The sequence below is a fragment of the Williamsia soli genome, from assembly GCF_017377795.1.
Taxonomy (GTDB): domain Bacteria; phylum Actinomycetota; class Actinomycetes; order Mycobacteriales; family Mycobacteriaceae; genus Williamsia; species Williamsia soli.
This window is the reverse complement of the sequence record NZ_JAFRDR010000013.1, coordinates 62,289-82,697: the sequence shown is the minus strand read 5'-3', so window position 1 is coordinate 82,697 and position 20,409 is coordinate 62,289. Positions and strand designations below refer to the sequence as shown.

The window sequence follows — 20,409 nt, the reverse complement described above, 5'->3', positions numbered from 1 at the left end:
ACCCGGGCAACACTTCCGGGTGGCACGCAGGCCCGAACAAGAAGCGAGATCGTGCAGCTTTCCCCCAATACGTCGATCTACCAAGCGCGCCAGGGTTACGTGCTGCGCACCGCCGACGATGAACACTTCGAGCTGACGCTGCCCCCGGCCGACATCGAGCAGCTCTTCGAGGTACTTGCCGGGGGTGCTGTACCCGCATCGCCCACTGCGTCTGCAGCGTTGAGCGCATTGATCGACGCCGGTCATGTCACCGCGGTACCCGCCGTACCTCTCGTCGACGTCCGGGGCCAGGGAAAGGTCGCGGCCGCAACCTCGATGTTGCTGGGACGCAGAAGCGTTAGTGCTGACCGAGGAGAGTTCGTGTGTCATCTCAGTGATGACGAAGCGGTTCCCCGCGACATCGGCGAGGTCGACCTCGCCAGCTACCGAGACGGCATCACGCAGGTGATCACCCCACGCGCCGTCGATGTCGTCGACGTACTGCGGCGACGGCGAGCATGCACCGCACACCGCGACCGCATGCAACCGCGCTTTCGGCCCGTCGACGCAGGACGCCGTATCGACTCGTCGCTGCACCCGGTGTCGGATCGGGCGGCAGAGGCGATCGCTGAGGCGATCGTGGCCGAGATCGCCGATCGAACCAGCTCGCCCCCGCGGCGCTCGCACTATTTGTTGACCGCGGTGGATTTGCGATCCCTGACAGTGTCGCGTCACCCTGTACTTCCGATACCTGTTGCGCCGCAGTGACGCCGCTGATCACAGAGGTCGTTTCCATCTACGGACTGCACACCGTGGTCGTGCTCCCGGATACGGCGCCGCGGGCGGTGCTGATTGTCCGCACGCCCTACGATGTGCACGCCCACATGCCTGAAGCCCTTCAGTGGGCTCGCCGCGGTATGGCTGTGGTGACCCAAGATGTCCGCGGTCGCTACCAATCCTCAGGCGCATTTCGTCCCTACGAGAACGAGGGCGCCGACGGTCTGGCGACGCTGGAATGGGTTGCGCATCAATCCTGGTGCAGTGCGCCGGTGATCATGTACGGCACATCCTATGGCGCTCACTGCGCCGTGGAGTCGACGATCGCTGCGTCCGACGCCGGTATGGACGCCGTCGGCGGTGTGTCGGTCGCCGTCCCGGCTTTGGGTCTTGGCGAGACCGCACGCAATGTCGATGGCGCCTTTTACCTCGAGTCTCGTGTGGGGTGGTGGCTCGAACACGGGGACCGAACCCGATCGCCGGGTGGCGCCATCCCCGATGGTGCACTCAGTACCCTGCCGGTAGCCCGGATAGGACACAGAGTTCATCCACCTATCGCGTACTGGGACCACGTCATCAGGGCAGTACGCACCGATACAGAACGCGCCGACAATGTTTCGGCATTGTCGTGCCCGCTGCTGGCCATCGGCGGCACCTACGACTGGTTCGCACAGGACACCATCGACCTCTGGACCTCGTGGGGTGGACCTGCCGCTCTCGTCATGGGCCCGTGGGACCACCGCCTGTACCGATCGGCCCGCGCCCAGCACATGACGCAATGGATTGACGGAGTGCTCGCAGGCAGGCCCGGGACAGGTGGGCAGATGTACGGTCAGCGAGGTGATCTGGTGGAACTGAATCGGTGGCCCAGTGCAACCCAGCGAGTCGACCTGCCCGGCGGCCGTTTTGTCAGCGACCCCGCCGACCCCTTCCCCTCGATTCCACCGGGCGACGACCTGCGAGCGGTCGCGGCGAGGCCCGACCTCCTTGTCCTGGACTTCGCGGCTCCGGCCACCTCGATGATCGGGACGCCCACGGTGCACATCAATTCCGCAGTCGAGGACGCTGATTGGGCCGCGCTGCTGGCTATCCGACGCCGCGATGGTCGGCTCGAACAGGTTGCGCACGGGCTGTCCCCACATCGAGCGGTTCGCTTGACCCCACTATCGGTCCACCTCGACCCAGGAGAATCCATGGCAGTGATCATCTCGGCGCACTCGTTTCCACGTCACGCACGCGACTTGCAGAGCGGTGAAGACCAACTCACCGGAACGGCCATGCAGATCGCCGAGCGCGACATCACCGGCGTGCGTGTGGAACTCCCCGCATGAACGCGTCCGGCTTGCTGTCCGCAGACGATCTCGTCGATCCGTATGCCGGCATCATCCGCGCCGTGCATCCGGTGCAAAGGCTCGATGCTCTGCCGGAGCGGTACATCGGATTGACGGCGGAGATCGCCGACACCAGAACGCACGGTAACTGGCCCAGCGACCTGGTCTCGCTGGGAACAACATTCGGCGATGGCGCCGGTGCCCGGATCGCGGCGATCGGGGAGGCTGTCGAACGCTACTGTGGCAACTACGTGCCCGGACACCTTCTACGCGCGACACCCCGGACGTTGGGCGCCGAAGGCATCCGGCACGTCGGACCGCAGGAGTTGAACTTCTTTGCGTCCTGGCAGTACGACACGCCCGGATTCCCGTTCGAACAATTCACTCACGACACCTCGATCGCCTGGTGCGAGGGGATCGGCGATGACGGACGACCGACGCTGGTTCCGGCGTCGTTGGTCTACCTCAACTGGCGGACCGGCCGCCGCAGGCGTGAACCGTGGTTGCACCACCTCAACTACGCCGGCATCGCGACCGGCGCCGGTCTCGTCGATGCGGCGTCGCGCGGGTTGCTGGAGCTGATCGAACGCGACGCGCTCTCGCTGTGGTGGCACCTGAACCTGCCCGCTCGCGGCATCGACCTCCGTAGTGTTCCGGGTTTGCTCGACGATCTCGGTGACACCCGGTTGCAGTGTCACTTGTTGGAACTGCCCTCCTACTTCGGGGTGCCGGTGGTGGCTGCGGTGGTCCATGACCCCGAATTGGGCATCGTGGCAGGAGGATTCTCCGCCAAACTCGATCCGGCCCAGACTGCTCGCAAGGCGGTCCTTGAAGCGATCCACAGCTGGGTCTTCACCCGTGGCCTGCTCGAGCCCCACGGCTGGGTGTTCGGTTCCATGGACGCCGGGGTGCTCTCGCGCGGCCTCTACCTCGATCACCGAGCAGACCGCAGTTACCTCGACGCCGCCGGCGCACGGAGCGAACACATCCGGGACCTCGGCGCGCAAGCCCAGGTATGGCTCGACCCCCGCACGCACGAAGCGTTACTCCCGCGGTTCACCGAGCCCGCGCAGACCGTGGACATCGGCGAGTTGCCGACCGGGGACATGGCCACAGTGAAGACGCGACTGAGAGCCGGTGGCCACGACATCGTCGTCTGCGACATCACCACCCCGGACATCGCCTTGACACCACTTCGTGTCGCGCGGGTGTGTGCCGGCGGCCTGATCCCCAACGCGCCGGCGGCATTTCCCTACTTCGGGCTCGCCCGCTGGAGGGATGTGGCACAGACGGCGGGGACCGGCGCGGACCCGGATCATCCGGATTCGCTACTCCTGGTGCCGCCGCCGAGCCTGTGAACCCGTTCCGAACACTTGTCCTCGCGCGGGCCATCTGCTGGGCGGGTAACGCGGTCACAGTGGTGGCACTTCCACTTCTGGTCTATCAACGCAGTGAGTCAGCGCTGCTGTCCGGAGTCACCTTCGCCGTGGAGTCACTCCCGTACTTGCTGTTCGGACTATTGGCGGGGGCGGTTGCCGACCGCATCGACCGCAAGACGATCCTGCTGGCCGCGCAAACACTCAGCGCCGCCGCGCTGGCCAGCATTCCCCTCGCCAGCGCGGTGGGGACCGTCTCGATCCCACACGCGGTTGCGGTGGCCTTTGTGGTGTCCACCCTGTTCGTCTTCTACGATGCCGCCTCGTTCGGCGTCGTGCCCGCATTGGTGGGCCGAGAGAAGATCGCCGACGCCACCGGAACACTGGTGTCAGTGGGCACCGTCATCGGTATCGCCGGACCGGTGCTCGGCGGTGTGGCCGCCACCGCGCTCACCCCTGCCGGCGCCATCGCCATCGACGCCGCCTGCTACCTGACCGCGGCTGCCGTCACCGCAACCATCCCGATCCCCGCGAACGCCGGGGGAGTGGTCGACGGGCAGCGACTGCTTCGACAGATCAACGAAGGGCTGCACTACATCTGGACCCAGCCGGCGGTCCGCGCGCTCACGCTCGTGGGTATCGGTGTGAGCCTGGCCAACGGAGTGGTGGTCGGGCTGATGGTGGTGGTCGGTGTCGAGAGGTTGGGGCTCCAGGACGACGACGCACGGCTCGGTGCCCTGTACGCGGCGACAGCCCTGGGCGCGTTTCTGATCAGCCTCGTCAGCGCGAAAATCCAACGAACGGTCGTCACCGGCAAGATCACCCTCGTCGGTATCGCTGTGGCTGCGGGTGCGATGGCTCTCTGGGCGCAGACAACCTGGTTGGTGATCTCTCTGCTTGTCCTCGTGGTGTACCAGGCCGCGAACACGATGGTCATCATCAATGGGATCGTTGTGCGGCAATCGATCACACCCGACGAGCTGCAGTCGAGGGTGAACACCACGGCGCGGATGATCGCCATGGGGGGTACCCCGTTCGGGGCAGCGTTGGGGGGCGCCCTCGCGCAGGTCGCCGGAGTGGGGGTGGCTGTATCGGCAGGTTCGTTGGTGCTGGTGACCGCGGCCGCGGCTGGGTGGTACTCGGGGGTGGGGCGTCTACCGCTGCTCGCGGACCTGACGGCGAGCACCCACGGCAAAGGCGACTAGCGGTATCTGGCTTTCGCTCAGGGACAAAGTCTCGGCGAGCTGGTCGTCGTAGAACCCGGAAATCGCGCAACACGCGAGGTCGAGAGCCGTGGCCACGAGATACAGGTTGGCCACGGCGAGTCCGGCATCGACATGCAGCGTGCGGTAGTGCCGTTCGGAGTACTTCACCAGCGTCGCCTCCAGCTCGCCGACTATGACGATGATGACCGGTGTGCGCTCGGCGAACTCGGGCTGCACGAGACATCGGGTGAGCGCGCCCCGCACATCACCCTCTCGGCGTCGTAGCAACTGGTGAGCGTCACGGTCGAACTGATACACCCCCTCGGCGATCCCGTCGATGTGGCGCAACACAATGGGGAACGCGGTCGTGGACGCTAGCCCTCCGGCACTGGGATGCATGCTCATTCGATGGCCGCCGCCGGCGGTGGGCAGTGTGCGCTGTGGACCCAGTGCCCACCGCAGTAGCGCCGACAGATCTTCGTGGTCGAGTGGGGCATAGTCGTACCGTGATCGGCGGTCGTCGAGCGCTGCATGAAGTGGCATTGCCGGTTCGCGGGTAGGCGGCCGAAGAGTCAGCGTCTCGGCGGCATCGCTCAGGTGAACGGAGCGCAACGGCTCGGGACCGGTATCGGTCAGCGCGTGATGGATGGCCCGGACTCGATCGAATCGATCGGCCACCGTATGCGTCATAGGTGTAGTCTAACGACAATCATTTTCGATATCGGAGAGGTGGTCCACGGTGTTCGGAGCAATACTCGGAAAAGCAGCGTCGACCGTGCTGACGGGCGTGGTAGGGGTCGCCGCCTACAACGGGGCCAAGGAACTGGTGAAACGCGCACCGCTGCGTGAGGCCGCGGTCACCGCAACGGCGTGGTCGCTGCGCGGTGCGCGCAAGGCCGAAGAGCAGGCTGAAACAGCACGTCTGGCCGCGGCCGACGTGATCGCCGAAGCCAAGGAGAGGATGGGCGAGCAGGTGACCCCGCCGGTGGCCACTCCGGTACACGATCACGACCACTGATGACTGCGCCCTCGCACGTCGCGGAACCCGAGCTGCACCCATCAAGCGCCTGCGACTGTCATGTCAGGTGATCTCGGAAGTCGGCTGATCGTTCGATCTGATGCTGCCGGACGGATGCGCCTGACCGCGGTGTGGCTGATCGCCAGCGCGGCGCGGGCGGTAGCGGTCGAAGATGCCGTCGGCGTTGTCGCGGGCGTTCGCGCCGTGCACGCCTATCCACGGACCGGCAGCGTTGTGATCTGGTACTCCCCAGAGCGGCTCGACAGGACCGCGCTTGATGCCGCGGTGCAGTCAGGCGCCGAGGTGCCGGCGACAGCCGTGGCCGAGAGAACACCACACTCTGCCGAGGTGAGCAGCGGCGACATTCTTCGGATGGCCGTCGGCGGTACCGCACTGGTTCTACTCGGTGTGCGCCGATACGGGTTTCGGCGACCGCCCATGTTGGGCCCGACCAGTCGCATGGTGGCCGGCGGAGTCACGATTTTTACCGGCTACCCCTTCCTGAAGGGTGCGCTGCGATCGCTCAGTGGTCGCAAAGCCGCCGGCACCGATGCGCTGGTCTCTGCCGCAACCGTCGCGAGCCTCCTGCTGCGGGAGAACGTTGTCGCGTTGACCGTCTTGTGGCTGTTGAATATCGGCGAGTATCTGCAAGACCTCACCCTGCGGCGCACCCGCCGGGCCATCTCGGCTCTGCTGGCCGGCAGCCAGGACACCGCCTGGGTGAGAGGCCCGGACGGCACCGAGGTGTCTGTCGACATCGCCACGCTGCAGATCGCCGACGAAGTCGTCGTGCACGAACAGGTTGCCATTCCCGTGGACGGCGTCGTGTGCGAAGGCGAAGCGGTGGTGGACCAATCGGCGATCACCGGTGAGAATCTTCCGGTCACCCTCGATGTCGGCGATCGCGTGTACGCCGGTTCGGTGGTCATGCGCGGGCGGCTCGTCGTGCGCGCCGGTGCTGTCGGCCGCGAAACAGCGTTGGGGCGCATCATCGCCAGAGTTGAACAGGCGCAGGATGATCGTGGTCAGATCCAGACCGTCGGTGAGAACTTCTCGCGCCGCTTTGTGCCGGCCTCGTTTGCACTGGCGGCACTGACCCTGGTGGTGACCCGCGACGTGCGTCGCGCGATGACAATGCTGCTCGTGGCTTGTCCGTGCGCTGTTGGCTTGTCGACGCCGACCGCCATCAGTGCTGCGATCGGCAACGGAGCCCGTCGAGGCATGCTCATCAAAGGCGGATCACACCTCGAACAAGCCGGCCGCGTGGACGCGATCGTGTTCGACAAGACGGGCACGTTGACGGTGGGCCGGCCCGTGGTGACCAATGTTGTTTCGTTTCACGATGATTGGAATCCGGAGCAAGTTCTCGCCTTCTCAGCCAGCTCGGAGATCCATTCGCGGCATCCACTCGCCGAGGCGCTCATCCGCAGTACCGAGGAACGGCACATCGAGATCCCTGCGCACGAGCAGTGTGAGGTGGTCGTGGGAATGGGCATGCGGTCCGTAGCGGGCGACCGCACACTACTGCTGGGCAATCAGCCGTTACTCGAGTCCGAGGACGTCGAATTGACTGCCGATGCCCTGGCTTGGGTGGATCGACTTCAGCACCGCGCCGAGACCCCGCTGCTGCTGGCCGTCGACGGTGAACTCGTCGGCTTGGTGAGCCTGCGCGATGAGGTCCGTCCTGAGTCTGTGAAAGTGATTGCAGAGCTGCGGCGTTCGGGTGTCCGCCGGATCGTGATGCTCACGGGTGATCACCCGAAAACCGCGGGTGCTGTCGCCGCCGAACTCGGAATCGCTGACTGGCGGGCCGAGGTGCTGCCGGAAGACAAGCTGACCATGGTGCGGGAACTGCAAGATCAGGGGTACACCGTGGCGATGGTCGGCGACGGCACCAATGATGCACCCGCGCTGGCCGCCGCCGACATCGGTATCGCAATGGGTATCGCAGGCACCGACGTGGCGGTAGAGACCGCCGACGTTGCGCTGTCGGGCGACGAGTTGGGACGGCTTCTCGATCTACGGGAACTCGGTGGGCACGCCCTGGACGTCATCAGGCAGAACTATGCGATGTCGATTGCCGTGAACGCGATCGGTCTGATCGTGGGTGCCGGGGGCGCGCTGTCACCGGTGCTCGCCGCAGTGCTGCACAACGCATCATCGGTCGCAGTGGTGGGCAACAGTTCACGACTGATTCGCTACCGCCTGGACTAGCGCCTACTTCTCGGCCGGTCGGTGGAACGCGGCCAGTTGCGCGCCGGCGGCCGCCAGGCCCACGCAGGCGGCCAGCGCGGCTGCTCGATTCCCGGTCAACTTGTTGTCGAGGCCGAGCGCCCGGTCCACACTCCAGCGGCCCGGGCCCATGCTCGCCAGTGCGACGGCGGCGATCGCGAGATTGCTGACGTACTCCCAGCCCTCGGAGGTGATGAAGAATCCGTTCGGCAGGTGCACTGAGCGCGCGGCAACCGCCATCGTCCCGACCACGGCGGCAGCAGCGACCGGTGTACCAGCGCCCGCGACGATCGCTGCTCCCGCTCCGACCTCCACCACAGCCGAGGCTTTGGCCTGCAGTGTGGGTTGTCTGAAGCCGATGGAGCCGAACCAGCCTGCGGTGCCGTCGATACTACGTCCATGCTTGACGCCGTGGGCGATCATGGTTCCGCCGACGGCGGCACGAAGCAACAGTTGCACCGCGGTGTTGTCGGTCCGCGAGGTGCGGAGGATCGGCATAGTCAGAGACCCTTCGTCGAGATCGGTTGAGCAGGTGAATTTTCGGATGACGACCGGTTGTGCGGTGAATACCATTCCATACTTGCCGCGCTCCGATCGATGGTCGGCGACATGTCGAACCGGCCACCCTTGAACGCCGCCATCAGGGCGGCGTGCGCGGTGGTCACGTCGGTGTCGGAGATCTCGTAGACGGCGAGGTACTTGGGGACCGGCGGTTGTCCGTCGACCGCGGGGTCTTCGAACCGGTACCGGGTGACGGTGACCTCGGTACCGACGGCGGCCTTGACCTGCGGGGCGTGGACGTCCTCGTACCACCTGTTGAACTCGGCGTCGACCTCGGGCGAGGTGGGGCTGGACCAGGCGAACAGCAACGCTGTGGACATGACTCTCCTTGTCGATCGGTGGTTTTTGCTCAGACCTGGACGAGTACGGCGCCGCCCTGCCCGCCACCCGCGCACATCGCGGCAATGCCGATTCCGCCTCCGCGACGGCGCAATTCATGCGAGAGCGTGGTCAGCATGCGCGCGCCGCTGGCGGCGATCGGGTGTCCGAGGCTGCACCCGCTGCCGTAGATGTTGACGAGGTCCTCGTCGAGTCCGAGTTCCTGACAAACCGAGACAGGTACCGACGCGAACGCCTCGTTGATCTCCCACAGGGTGATGTCAGATGCCTTGAGCCCGGCCCGTTTGAGGAGTTTGTGGATGACGACGAGGCTGCCGTCGCCGGTGAACTTGGGGTCGACTCCGACTGACGCCCATGCCTTGACAGTTCCGAGCGAGGACAATCCATGCGCGGAGGCGTTCTCGGCCGTGGTGAGGGTGAGCGCCGCGGCAGCGTCGTTGGCCCCGCTGGCGTTGGCAGCGGTGATCGAAAAGCCCTCGATCTCCGGGTGGATCGGCTTTACTTGCGCGGCCTTCTCCAAAGTCGTTGTCCGTCGCGGATGTTCGTCTACTGCGAACTCGACGACGGTGCCGTCGCCCTGGGTCACCTTGATCGGCGCGATCTCGTCGTCGAAGACACCGGAATCGATGGCGGCCACGGCACGCTCGTGGGATCGCACCGCCCAGGCATCCATCTGCTCCCGGGACAGGTTGTACTTCTGCGCGATGTTCCAACCCACGGAAAGGCTGGTGTCGTCGGCGGCGTCTTCACGGTAGGGGAACGTCGGCGGTAACCGGGTTTCGGTGTCCTCGGTACCGATGACACGCCAGACCGGCCGTGGGCTCGTGGAGTTGGTGTTGACACCGCCGGCGATGATCACGGTGTCCATACCCGAGGTGATCGAGCCCGCGGCATTCGCGACGGAGGTCAAGCTGCCCGCGCAGTAGCGGTTGACCGCCTGGCCGGGGATGTGTTCGAGACCGTTGGCGACCGCCGCGTAGCGCGCCAGATCACCGCCACCGTAGTGGGATTCGGCAAAGATGACGTCATCGATGGATTCGGATGGCAGGCCCGATCTGCGCACGGCCTCCGCCAGTATGTGTGTGGCGAGCACCTCGGCGGAAGTGTCCCGCAGGGTGCCTTTGCGGGCGGTGGCGATCGGGGTGCGAACTGCGTCGACGATTACTGTCTCGGTCATCGGTTTTCTCTTTCACTGGTGGTGGTTGTGGATGCTGCCGTTGGGGGTTCAGTCGGGGGAGGTCCCGCCGGGGATCACGCGAGTGGTCCACCGGAACACGGCGCCGTGGGTGGTCTCGGGCAGGCTGAGGATCGTCTGATCGTCACGGGCCGAGGTCTTGATTCCTTTCGAGGCCAGGTACTCCTCGGCGCGGTCGAGATCGGCCACCCGAAAGCACGCGGCGTGGTGGATCTCGCCGGAGGCTGCGAGGTCATCGGCGGCGATGCCACGGTCGGAAGTCGGCTTCGACAGCTGTACAACGGCTTCGCCGAGTCTGACGTAGACGTCGTCGGTTCCGGTCAGCTCCGAGATGGACCGTTCGAGTACGTCTCCGCCGAGGATGTCCGCGAAAATGTGCTCACCGCGGGCGAGGTCGCGAGTGAGCACCGTCGTGTACGACAGGCCGTGCAGTCCCAGCGGATGCTCGGTGAGCCACCACTGTGGGTCGTACTCCGGGTGCAGGCGTGGGTCGCGGCTCCGACTCTCTCTGGGTGGATCGAACTGGATCTGGGTAATCGTGTCCTTGGGGTGGGTGAAGACCGGACTACCGGGGGCCGGCGGTTCATCGGATTGGCCACCCGCGGGACCGAAGACACGAATACCGTTTTCGCGCATCAGTTGCCAGTATGGTTGCGCATCTTCGCAGTACCAGGCGATGGAGTGCCAGTGGTTACCGAAGCGGTTGTAGAACCTGCCAAGGGGGTAGCGGTCCCACCCGTCGACCCGGAACGCGGGGGCCAGTGGCTCGATGACGACGTCGGCGAGCGTGACCAGGGAGGCGTCCCGTTGTTCCGACTCGGCGTACTGGTGGTCCATCCACCCTCTGCGCACGCTGAACACGTCGTCGTACCAGGACTCCAACGCGGGCAGATCGTCGGTGATGTGCACGAGGTGGAAGATCTTGCCGAGCGTCATGATGCCGTCCCGCCGATCGTGCGGTCGCCGGTCAGTTCGACCGTGGCGCTGCCGGGAGTGAGAACGTTGCCGTGTTGGTCTTCGATCGACAGGACGATGTCGACGTGGTTTCCGCGTACGGCGGTGATCGTGCCGTGGCCAGTCAGGGTCAACCCCTTGGTGTTCGGTGCCCGGAATTGGCAATCGATCTCGACGATCCGCCCGTGCTCGCCAAGCCAGTCGCGAACGAGATTGTGCAGGTACGACCACAGCAGTGTCCCCATCCCGAACGCGGACTCGTAGCCGGCGTCGCGGCCTGCGTCATCGTCCATGTGGATGTCGATGAACTCGTCGTTGACCGCGGCGAACCGGTTCCAGTTGGCCAGCCCGGTCGTGCGGATGAATGGGGGCAGCGTGTCACCGACCGCCACCGCAAAAGTGTTGTCACTCATCATTTTCTCGCTCAGTATCGGATGATCGTCATCCGCTGACGGCGGACCTCGGCGCGGTCCTGGTTTGTCAGGACCGTCTCGACGGTGGTGAACAGCATGAGACCGAGTCGGCCGGTGCGTTCGGTGAGTTCGGCGATACACGACGACGACGTGATCACGTCGCCCTCGCGCATCGGGACCCCGTAGGTTGCGCGGACCCCGCCGTTAACCTGGAACTTCAGGCCCGGACCTGTGACACCAAGAGTTCTGAAATGCCGATCGGGGTCGTGGTCACCGGCAGGCGCAGGCCCTTCACTCGACATCCAGGCGAAGGGGTTGAACTCTTGTGGCGCCACCAGGGGTCCCGGCTGCGTGGACCGGTCCCAATACCGGGCCGGAGGCGACTGTGGGTAGTAGACGGCGATGGCCCAGCGGCGTATGTCAGAAGCCGCGATAGGAAAACTCACCGCGCGTGCGAACTCTTTGCCGAGCACCGTTCGCATGTCTGCGGTGATGTTCGTGTCGGTCACCTCGCCACCTCGGATTTCCTCGGATTGGGCAGGGAGCGTCCATCGGTCCCACTCCAGTCCTACCACGTGCGGTAATGGCATTTCCAAAAATGATAATCACATTGCGAATTCGACGCCCATCGCGGTATCGTCCGCGGGAGCGAGGGAGTGATCACGCATGGCCTTACCACTGTTCGACGACGCAGAAGCGACCCGAGAGTCGCTGTACATCAACGGAAAGTGGGGGCCGGGCGCGTCCGGGGAGACGTTCGAGGTCACCGATCCCGCATCCGGGGCCGTGCTGTCATCGGTGGCGGCAGCGGGGCCCGGCGACGTGCGGGCAGCGATCGACGCGGCCGATGCGGCGTTCGAGCAATGGTCGGGCGCGACGGCGTACGCGCGTTCGGCATATCTCTACGAGGCGCACCGGCTGATGCTCGAGCGCGCCGACGACCTCGCCACCTTGATGACGATGGAACAGGGAAAGCCCCTGAAGGCGGCTCGTACCGAGGTCGGCTATGCGGCCGACTTCCTCATCTGGTTCGCCGAGGAGGCGAAACGCGTCTACGGTTCGACGATTCCGTCTGCACGCGCCGATCAGCGATTCATGGTTCTGCGGCAACCGGTCGGCGTAGTGGCCGCGGTGACGCCCTGGAACTACCCGGTCTCGATGATCACCCGCAAGGTCGCACCCGCGTTCGCGGCCGGGTGCCCGGTGGTTCTCAAGCCCGCCGAGCACACACCATTGACCGCCATGGCGGTGTTCAGAATCTTCGACGATGTGGGGCTGCCGCCCGGTGTCGCGAACCTGGTCACCACCGCGGATCCGGCAATCTTCTCCGGTGAGGTGTTCGCCAGCAACGCAGTACGCAAGATCGCCTTCACCGGTTCGACCGCGGTCGGCAAAATGCTTGCGCGCGAAGCCGCCTCCACCGTCAAGCGCGTGTCGCTGGAGCTGGGTGGGCACGCTCCGTTCATCGTGTTCGAGGACACGGATCCGGTGCATGCGGCGAAAGGGGCGAGCTTGGTCAAGTTCCTCAACACCGGGCAGGCATGCATCAGCCCGAATCGGATCTTCGTCCATCGCTCCCTGTATGAGGTCTTTCTCGAGACCCTCGTGACACGGGCGCGCACACTCACAGCGGGCAACGGCTTGGTTGCGACCAGTGGTGTCGGACCACTCATAGACGAGAAGGCGGTGCTCCGCATGCAACGTCAGGTCGATGACGCCCGCGCGCACGGTGCTCGCGTCCTGACCGGCGGACACCGGCTCACCGGAACGGGTTTCGACGGCGGCTTCTTCTATTCGCCGACTGTGCTCGCCGACGTCACCGCGGACATGGACATCTATCGCGAAGAGACCTTCGGCCCGATCGCAGCGGTGACCGTGTTCGACGACGAAGCCGAGGTCGTCGCGATGGCGAATGACACGGACTACGGGCTGGCCTCGTACGTCTACACCCGGGATCTGTCTCGCGCCCTTCGGGTCTCGGAGAAGTTGCGATTCGGGATGGTCGGCATCAATGACATCAACCCGACGTCGGCGGCGGCGCCGTTCGGTGGCATCAAAGAGAGCGGGCTCGGCAGGGAAGGCGCGGCCGAGGGCATCAGCGAGTACCTCGACACCAAATTGATCGGCATCAGTATTTGACCATGCGCACCGCAGTCGACAACGGGAGATCGGGTCGTGCCGCAGCGACGCGCGAACTCATCCTTGTTGCCGCAGAGAGGTTGTTCGCCGAGCACGGTCTGTTCGCCGTGTCGAACCGACAGGTGAGTGAAGCAGCGGGACAGGGGAACAACGCGCCGAGATGCTCCGTGACATCGACGGCTCGACGGAGGTTCGAGACTGGGTCGCCTGCCTGGTACGCCCGTCGACGGTTCACCTGGACGAGCTCGGAACCCCGAGTTGGTACGCGCGGTTCAACGTTCAGGTCCTGACCGATCCGAACCTGCGCCAACTGGCGTACTCAGAAGCCGCCCAGGCATCTCCCACCATCGAGAAACTGCGCCGGTGACGCGCTCGTAGGTGCCCCTTGCAGATCGATCAGGAGGTGGCCCGGGTCGATGCATTGTCGAACGTCCAGCGCGCGATCTCGGTCTGGTCGGCTCCGGGACCGAGGTCGCGGTCGGCGCTCGCCCAGACTTCGACAGCGCGATCCCCGAGGGGCGCGGGAACACCCAGCGCGGCGGCGAGGCCAGTGGCGATGCGCATGTCCTTGAGCATCAACGCCAGGGCGAAGCCCGAGTCGTAGGTCTCGGGCAGGACGAACCGGGGAAACTTCTGGTCGGTGGCAGCATTCTGTCCACTCGAGCTGTTGATCATCGACACCATCAGCGCTGGGTCGATACCGAACCGCCGCCCGATCGCAACGCCTTCGGAGGTGACGAGCAACCCGACCGCGGCCATCAGATTGTTGACCGACTTGAGGGCGTGACCGGCGCCGGTGTCTCCGACGTGCGTGAGGGTTCCCAGTGGTGCCAACAGGTTTCGGACACGTGCCACCACGTCATCTCCGCCGCCGGCCATGATCGTCAGCGTCCCCGCCTTGGCCCCGGCCACCCCTCCGGAGACCGGGGCATCGATCAGCACGGCGCCGGTCTTGCTCACCGTGCGCGCCAGGTCGACGGTCGACACGGGCTCCGAGGACGACATGTCGATCACCGTCGTCCGTGGACCGAGTTCGCCGACCACATCTGGGTCGCCGAGGACGAGCTCGACAACCCGCGAGCTCGGCAGCATCAGGATGGCGAACTCCGAGCCGCGGATCGCATGGGCTGCCGTCGTGGCCTCGGTGCCGCCGGCCGCCACGAACGACCTGCGGGCCGTGTCGCTGGGGTCGTAACCCACCACGTCATAGCCGGCGTCGAGTAGTCGGACGGACATCTGAGCACCCATGTTGCCCAGTCCGACGAAGGCCACCCGCACGTTCGGGCGTTCAGACATCGGTGTTCTCGGTGATGACTTCATTTGCCACGCGGAAGGATTCGAGTGCGGCGGGTACGCCGACGTACACGGCGGTCTGTAGAAGGACCTCCTGGATCTCGTCGACGGTGACCCCGTTGGTCAGTGCGCCGCGCACGTGGGCGGCAAGTTCGGTGGGTTTTCCCAGGGCGGTGAGCATGGCGAGATTGATCATGGATCGCTCCCGGCGCCCGAGGCCGGGCCGGGTCCAGACCGCGCCCCAGCAGTACTCGGTGACGAGTTCCTGCACCGGCCGGGTGAAGTCGTTCGTTGCTGCGACCGCCCGCGCGACGTACTGCGCGCCCACGACTTCTTCGCGGACTTTCATGCCGGCGTCGAACGTCTCGCGCCGGGTTGCATCGATGGGCATGAAAAACACTTTCTGGTCGATGAACGCGAGATCTCGAGGCCCGTTGCAGACCACTGACGGTACAACTTCGATGATATTGCGATTCTCGCTATAAGCAAATCATGTTTTCAGAAACGTCGTGACCTGCGGCCCGTCGCCAGCCCGGCGAAGCGAGACGTGATGGTCAGCACTCTCGACGGGCTGAACTTCGCGAATGCTGAGCACTCGCCTAACGTGAGGTGAATTGTTGAGCGTGTTCATCGGTGATCCGCGGCGGATCGACCGGGCGAAGTAGGACGGAGGTGACGGGCATGGCATCGCCACGCAGGCTCGGCGCACCGGATGCGAAGAATCGAACCGTGCTCCTGGACGCCACCGAACGACTGATGGTCGAGCAGGGGTACGCCGCGGTCAGTTCACGACGAGTCGCCGAGGCGGCGGGCCTCAAGCCTCAACTCGTCCACTACTACTTCCGCACCATGGATGAACTCTTCTCCGCCGTTTTTCAGCGCCGTGCCGAACAGGGAATCGAAGTCCACGCGCTCGCGCTGCGGGCCTCTCAGCCGCTGTGGGCATTGTGGCGATTCAGCATCGATCCCGCCGCGACCGCGCTGACCATGGAGTTCATCGCACTCGCGAACCACCGCAAGGAACTGCGGGCGGAGATCGGGCGCTACGCCGAGCGATTCCGGGTCGACGCCGCGCGGGTGATCGAAGAGACGTTGGCGCGCTACGGAGTTGATCCCGACGAGATGTCCGCAGTCGTGGCCATCACGCTGATGACAAGTGTCTCGAGGGTGCTGATCATGGAGGAGTCGCTCGGCATGAGCACGGGGCAGAAGGAGACCTTCGCGTTCGTCGAGTCGTACCTCCGCAAGTTGGAGGGCGAGCCGCGTATCGACGAGCTCGAAGCGTTGACGGGCATGCCCTTCCCGAATCACCCAGCGTAGAGCCGGTTTCGGCGGCCCTCCGGGTAGGACGTCCGGAAATCTGTTTCAGATTCTTCGAAAAGACACCTTGACCCCATTTCTGCTGACATGCTAAGCATATGCACAGCACGCTGAGCGTGTGCACAGCAGCGGCAAGGCCCAGCCCCATCATCATCCGGTCTTGCGCACGATATGGAGGGCTTGTCTTGAGCGACTTCGATTCAGTTGACTTCTTCACCGATCAGTCACTGATCCCCGATCCGAACCCCTACTTCGACCACTTGCGGGCCAAGTGCCCGGTGGTCCGCGAACCCCATCACGGCGTCATGGCGGTGACCGGACACGACGAAGCGATGACGGTGTTCCGGGACACCGAGAACTTCTCCTCGTGCATCTCGGTGGGCGGGCCGTTCCCGGATCTGCCCTTCACCCCGGTAGGCGACGACATCAGCGCGCTCATCGCAGAGCACCGCGAGAAGATGCCGCTGCACGAACACATGGTGACGATGGATCCGCCTCAGCATCAGCGCGCCCGCGGCCTGCTGAACAAGCTGCTCACTCCTCGCCGGCTCAAGGAGAACGAGGAGTTCATGTGGAAGCTGGCCGACACCCAGCTCGACGAATTCCTCGAGCGCGGAAGCACCGAGTTCCTCACGGACTACGCGAAACCCTTTTCGCTGCTTGTCATTGCAGATCTGCTGGGTGTTCCGGAAGAGGATCACGAGGAGTTCCGGATCCAGTTGGGTGTGCCCCGCCCGGGTGCTCGGCCCGGCGCCACGGACGGCGACACCCTGTCGGCGAATCCGCTCGAATGGCTCGACGACAAGTTCAGCGCCTACATCGAGGAGCGTCGACGAGATCCTCGCGATGACGTGCTGACAAAACTTGCACAGGCCAAGTACGCGGATGGCACCACGCCCGAGGTGATCGATGTCGTGCGTTCTGCGACATTCGTCTTCGCCGCCGGACAGGAGACCACGGTCAAGCTGCTCAGTGCCGGTCTGCGGTTCATCGCCGAAGATCCTCAGTTGCAACAACGTCTGCGCGATGATCGCAGTCTGCTCAACAACTTCATCGAGGAGACGCTCCGGCTCGAAGGTCCGGTCAAGGCCGGCTTCCGGTTGGCGGTCAAGGACACGAAGCTGGGTGAGGTCGACATTCCTGCCGGAACTACGGTCATGATCGCGGCCGGCGCGGTGAATCGTGACCCCACACATTTCGAGAATCCACACGAGTTCGACCTCGAACGCAGTAATCTGCGGGAGCACATGGCATTCGGGCGCGGTATCCACTCCTGCCCGGGTGGACCGCTGGCCCGTATCGAGGGGGTTGTCTCCTTCGAGCGAATCCTCGACCGGATGGCCGACATCAAGATCTCCGAATCGGCGCACGGCCCGGCCGGCGACCGGAAGTTCAGCTTCGAGCCCACCTACATCTTGCGTGGCCTCACCGAACTCCATCTCGAGTTCACCCCGATCACCGAGAACGTAGAAAAGGATGCCTCATGACCGACGGCGACAAGAACGGCGCGACCGACCGCGTAGCGGTGATCACCGGTGGCGCGTCCGGCATCGGGCTGGCCACGGCTGAGCATCTCGCCGAAACAGGACACCGGGTCGCGCTTCTGGATCAGCAGGGTGATCTGGCGGAGAAGTCTGCAAAGGAACTGCGTAACAACGGATATACCGCGATCGGAGGGGCGGTTGACGTCACCGATCGTGATGCGGTGGATGCGGCCTTCGCGAAGGTCCGCTCGGAGTTCGGTCCGATCGATGTGATCGTCACGAGCGCAGGCATCGACGGAGATGTTCCTTTCGTCGACCTCACGCTCGAGGCGTGGAATCGACTCATCGAGGTGAATCTCACGGGTACCTTCAATTCCATCCAGGCGGCGGTGCCGGACATGATCGAGCAGGGCTGGGGTCGCATCATCACGATCTCCTCGTCCAGCGCGCAGTCCGGTGCGCCGAATCGAGCGCACTACGTGGCATCCAAGGGCGGTGTCATCGCCTTGACCAAAGCGCTTGCATTCGAACTCTCACCGCTGGGCATCACCGCGAACACGATCCCGCCGTCGATCATCGACACCCCGATGGCTCAGAACGGCGTCAAGACGGGGATCGTCCCCGATCTGGATGCGCTCGCGACCATGACGCCGGTACGGCGAACCGGCACGCCGGACGATGTCGCCGCTGCCGCAGCATTTCTCGCCTCGGACAAGGCCGGTTTCATCACCGGGCAGATCATCGGCGTCAACGGAGGGTGGTACCTGTGACGCCGCCGCGTCGCAGAACGTAGACGCGCTACGCGCTGAACGGTGTGGTCGCCGGCTGAGGGGGCGGCGACCACACGGGGTTGAGACCAGGTACCCCGACGCCAGACATACCGCCTCAGATCAAGGTTTTGACGGCCCAACAGCCCTGGTGCCGTCAACGAGCTGAGCCGGGTCCACCACCGTGGTCGACTGCTGCCGAGCCGACCCGATGACAGACAGGGCAGAGCTGGAGGACCAATGGCGATCCTCGACCGCGGTGCGCCGGCCCGGCCGCAACCGGTACGCCATCGGCAACGGGTACCGATTCCGAAAGCCGATGTCGTGCCCAAGGTTCGAAGAGAATCTGCGGTAGGCGAGATAAAGAAGTGGTCGCGCGGATACGTCCGGCGCCACCCGGTTGCCGCACTCGAGACTGTCGGTGGGCAGGCAGTCCTGGGTCTCCGAGCGATCCAGTACCTCATCGTCGACATCTTCACCTTGAAGTTCCCCTTCGTCGAGTTCATCCGGCAGTCAGCGTTCATGGCGTCGGCGTCGGCGATGCCGACGGTCTTCGTCGCCGTCCCCATCGGCATGACGCTGTCAATTCAGTTCGCGCTGTTGGCCGGTCAGGTCGGCGCCACCTCCATGGCCGGTGCGGCCAGCGGTCTGGCGGTGATCAGACAGGGGGCACCGATGGTGGCGGCCCTGCTGATGGCGTCGGCCGCAGGCTCGGCGGTCTGCGCCGACCTCGGATCGCGGAAGATCCGCGACGAGATCGATGCCATGGAGGTCATGGGCCTGTCGGTCATCCGCCGGCTGGTGGTGCCACGCCTGGCGGCGGCGGTCCTCGTCGGGGTGTCGTTGACCGGAGTCGTCTGCTTCGTCGGCTTCTTCTCCGGTTATCTCTTCAACACATTCGTACAGAACGGCACCCCGGGGACGTTCGTGTCCACCTTCGCATCCTTTGCGACAGTCGGTGACTTTTACCTGACGATGATCAAGGCCATCGTCTTCGGAGCCATCGTGGCGATCGTGGCCTGCCACAAGGGTCTGAACACCCGCGGCGGACCGGCGGGCGTGGCCAACTCGGTCAACGCCACCGTCGTGGCCTCGATCATCCTTTTGATGGTCGTCAACGTCGGCTTCACGCAGCTCTACGTCCTGTTGTTCCCGCGGACGGGGTTCTAGATGGCCTCCAGGTATTACCCACCCGGGGTGCGTCCGATCGCGGCGGCCGCCGCATCCCAGGGTGCAGTGGTGATGCGACTCGGTCACATGGTCGCGTTTCTGGTGAAGGCGTTGGTGTCGATCCCGCTGACCCTGCGGCATTATCGAAAAGAGTTCCTACGCATCCTGTCTGATGTCACCTGGGGTAACGGGTCGATAGTCGTCGGCGGTGGGACGGCAGGTGTGATCATCGTGCTCGGGGCCGCGGCAGGTGCCCTGGTGGGTATCGAGGGGTACCAGGCCCTGCATCTACTCGGCCTCGAGCCGGCCACCGGTATGGTCGCGTCGACGGCGGCGACCCGGGAACTCGCCCCGATCATGGCCTCTCTCGCGTTCGCCGCCCAAGCCGGCTGCCGGTTCACCGCGCAGCTCGGCGCCATGCGCATCTCCGAAGAGATCGACGCGATGGAAGCGCTCGCGATCCGGCCCATCCCGTACCTCGTGACGACGCGCATCCTGGCGTCCATCGTGGCCATCATCCCGCTGTACCTCATCTGTCTCACGCTGAACTACGTGACGGTGCAGGGTGTTGTCAGCTTGTCGAGCGGCATGTCCGCAGGAACCTACGAACACTACTTCCGACTCGTGCTCAACGGCACGGACGTCCTGTATTCGATGCTCAAAGCCGTTGTGTTCGTAATAATCACCTCCACCATCCAGTGCTATTACGGCTTCTACGCATCCGGCGGACCGCAGGGCGTCGGTACGGCGGCCGGACGTGCGATGCGCGCGAGCATCTCTGCCATGATCGTCGTCAATCTGCTGCTGACGATGGCGCTCTGGGGCGTCGGTTCCGGCGCGCGGCTCGGTGGTTGAG

At 64.8% G+C, this 20,409-nt stretch carries 21 protein-coding genes and 1 pseudogene; 13 read left to right on the top strand and 9 right to left on the bottom strand.

From position 1 onward, the window contains the following. Nucleotides 1–51: 51 nt before the first annotated feature. From J3S28_RS25690 to J3S28_RS25675, 4 genes are read left to right on the top strand one after another with little or no spacing between them, the layout of a single operon-like run. The gene (locus J3S28_RS25690; protein WP_207843797.1) at nt 52–747 is read left to right on the top strand and encodes a hypothetical protein; all 696 of its coding nucleotides are present in this window, start codon (nt 52–54) and stop codon (nt 745–747) included. Beyond that, complete coding sequence (locus J3S28_RS25685; protein ID WP_207843796.1) at nt 744–2,087, top strand: CocE/NonD family hydrolase; 1,344 nt, start codon at nt 744–746, stop codon at nt 2,085–2,087. Before J3S28_RS25690 ends, J3S28_RS25685 begins: the two co-directional genes overlap by 4 nt. After that, on the top strand, nt 2,084–3,445 hold the full coding sequence (locus tag J3S28_RS25680; protein WP_207843795.1) for a YcaO-like family protein: 1,362 nt from the start codon (nt 2,084–2,086) through the stop codon (nt 3,443–3,445). Before J3S28_RS25685 ends, J3S28_RS25680 begins: the two co-directional genes overlap by 4 nt. Then, nucleotides 3,442–4,668 carry an MFS transporter gene (locus J3S28_RS25675; protein ID WP_207843794.1) on the top strand — a complete coding sequence of 409 codons (1,227 nt, stop codon included), beginning with the start codon at nt 3,442–3,444 and terminating at the stop codon, nt 4,666–4,668. The genes J3S28_RS25680 and J3S28_RS25675 overlap by 4 nt, the downstream gene beginning before the upstream one ends. Here the strand turns inward: J3S28_RS25675 and J3S28_RS25670 are convergent. Continuing rightward, on the bottom strand, nt 4,618–5,358 hold the full coding sequence (locus J3S28_RS25670) for a SagB family peptide dehydrogenase (protein WP_207843793.1): 741 nt from the start codon (nt 5,356–5,358) through the stop codon (nt 4,618–4,620). The two genes, J3S28_RS25675 and J3S28_RS25670, sit on opposite strands and share 51 nt — an antisense overlap. A 49-nt stretch (nt 5,359–5,407) precedes the next feature. Here J3S28_RS25670 and J3S28_RS25665 point away from each other — a divergent pair, with 49 nt between their 5' ends. Together J3S28_RS25665 and J3S28_RS25660 are read left to right on the top strand one after the other, a co-directional pair. Beyond that, nucleotides 5,408–5,686 carry a DUF1490 family protein gene (locus J3S28_RS25665; protein WP_207843792.1) on the top strand — a complete coding sequence of 93 codons (279 nt, stop codon included), beginning with the start codon at nt 5,408–5,410 and terminating at the stop codon, nt 5,684–5,686. 60 nt (nt 5,687–5,746) lie between these two features. Next, nucleotides 5,747–7,900: a heavy metal translocating P-type ATPase gene (locus J3S28_RS25660; RefSeq protein ID WP_207843791.1), complete on the top strand. Its 2,154-nt coding sequence runs from the start codon at nt 5,747–5,749 to the stop codon at nt 7,898–7,900. A 3-nt stretch (nt 7,901–7,903) separates the two neighbouring features. Here the strand turns inward: J3S28_RS25660 and J3S28_RS25655 are convergent, their stop codons facing one another. The 6 genes from J3S28_RS25655 to J3S28_RS25630 are packed head-to-tail and all read right to left on the bottom strand — an operon-like array spanning nt 7,904 to nt 11,889. Continuing rightward, nucleotides 7,904–8,416: a DoxX family protein gene (locus J3S28_RS25655; RefSeq protein ID WP_207843790.1), complete on the bottom strand. Its 513-nt coding sequence runs from the start codon at nt 8,414–8,416 to the stop codon at nt 7,904–7,906. Between the two features lie 2 nt (nt 8,417–8,418). Then, nucleotides 8,419–8,799 carry a hypothetical protein gene (locus J3S28_RS25650; protein ID WP_207843789.1) on the bottom strand — a complete coding sequence of 127 codons (381 nt, stop codon included), beginning with the start codon at nt 8,797–8,799 and terminating at the stop codon, nt 8,419–8,421. A 29-nt stretch (nt 8,800–8,828) separates the two neighbouring features. Further along, nucleotides 8,829–9,995, bottom strand: a complete 1,167-nt coding sequence (locus tag J3S28_RS25645) for a thiolase family protein (protein ID WP_207843788.1) — start codon at nt 9,993–9,995, stop codon at nt 8,829–8,831. Between the two features lie 48 nt (nt 9,996–10,043). Then, on the bottom strand, nt 10,044–10,949 hold the full coding sequence (locus J3S28_RS25640) for a VOC family protein (protein WP_207843787.1): 906 nt from the start codon (nt 10,947–10,949) through the stop codon (nt 10,044–10,046). Then, nucleotides 10,946–11,380 (bottom strand): hotdog family protein, encoded by a 435-nt coding sequence (locus J3S28_RS25635; RefSeq protein WP_207843786.1) that lies wholly within the window; start codon nt 11,378–11,380, stop codon nt 10,946–10,948. The genes J3S28_RS25640 and J3S28_RS25635 overlap by 4 nt, the downstream gene beginning before the upstream one ends. Nucleotides 11,381–11,391: 11 nt before the next feature. After that, nucleotides 11,392–11,889 carry an FAS1-like dehydratase domain-containing protein gene (locus J3S28_RS25630; RefSeq protein ID WP_307797431.1) on the bottom strand — a complete coding sequence of 166 codons (498 nt, stop codon included), beginning with the start codon at nt 11,887–11,889 and terminating at the stop codon, nt 11,392–11,394. Between the two features lie 157 nt (nt 11,890–12,046). Between J3S28_RS25630 and J3S28_RS25625 the strand changes: the two genes are divergently transcribed. Then, nucleotides 12,047–13,519 (top strand): NAD-dependent succinate-semialdehyde dehydrogenase, encoded by a 1,473-nt coding sequence (locus J3S28_RS25625; protein ID WP_207843785.1) that lies wholly within the window; start codon nt 12,047–12,049, stop codon nt 13,517–13,519. A gap of 2 nt (nt 13,520–13,521) precedes the next feature. Next, nucleotides 13,522–13,868 (top strand): annotated as a pseudogene (locus J3S28_RS25620) (TetR/AcrR family transcriptional regulator); the annotation flags it as partial. A gap of 47 nt (nt 13,869–13,915) precedes the next feature. Here J3S28_RS25620 and J3S28_RS25615 read toward each other — a convergent pair. Both J3S28_RS25615 and pcaC read right to left on the bottom strand, forming a co-directional pair. Then, nucleotides 13,916–14,815 carry an NAD(P)-dependent oxidoreductase gene (locus tag J3S28_RS25615; protein ID WP_207843784.1) on the bottom strand — a complete coding sequence of 300 codons (900 nt, stop codon included), beginning with the start codon at nt 14,813–14,815 and terminating at the stop codon, nt 13,916–13,918. Further along, on the bottom strand, nt 14,808–15,203 hold the full coding sequence (gene pcaC / locus J3S28_RS25610) for a 4-carboxymuconolactone decarboxylase (protein ID WP_207843783.1): 396 nt from the start codon (nt 15,201–15,203) through the stop codon (nt 14,808–14,810). Before pcaC ends, J3S28_RS25615 begins: the two co-directional genes overlap by 8 nt. 290 nt (nt 15,204–15,493) lie before the next feature. Here pcaC and J3S28_RS25605 point away from each other — a divergent pair, with 290 nt between their 5' ends. The 5 genes from J3S28_RS25605 (at nt 15,494) to J3S28_RS25585 (ending at nt 20,408) form a co-directional block, all read left to right on the top strand. After that, the gene (locus tag J3S28_RS25605; protein WP_207843782.1) at nt 15,494–16,132 is read left to right on the top strand and encodes a TetR/AcrR family transcriptional regulator; all 639 of its coding nucleotides are present in this window, start codon (nt 15,494–15,496) and stop codon (nt 16,130–16,132) included. Nucleotides 16,133–16,317: 185 nt separating this feature from the next. Beyond that, entirely contained in the window at nt 16,318–17,619 is a 1,302-nt protein-coding gene (locus J3S28_RS25600; protein ID WP_207843781.1) for a cytochrome P450, read from the top strand. After that, the gene (locus J3S28_RS25595) at nt 17,616–18,386 is read left to right on the top strand and encodes an SDR family NAD(P)-dependent oxidoreductase (protein ID WP_207843780.1); all 771 of its coding nucleotides are present in this window, start codon (nt 17,616–17,618) and stop codon (nt 18,384–18,386) included. Before J3S28_RS25600 ends, J3S28_RS25595 begins: the two co-directional genes overlap by 4 nt. A 237-nt stretch (nt 18,387–18,623) precedes the next feature. Beyond that, nucleotides 18,624–19,553 carry an MlaE family ABC transporter permease gene (locus tag J3S28_RS25590; RefSeq protein WP_237342119.1) on the top strand — a complete coding sequence of 310 codons (930 nt, stop codon included), beginning with the start codon at nt 18,624–18,626 and terminating at the stop codon, nt 19,551–19,553. After that, nucleotides 19,554–20,408, top strand: coding sequence for an ABC transporter permease (locus tag J3S28_RS25585; protein ID WP_207843779.1), 855 nt, complete (start codon nt 19,554–19,556; stop codon nt 20,406–20,408). Nucleotide 20,409: the final 1 nt, after the last annotated feature.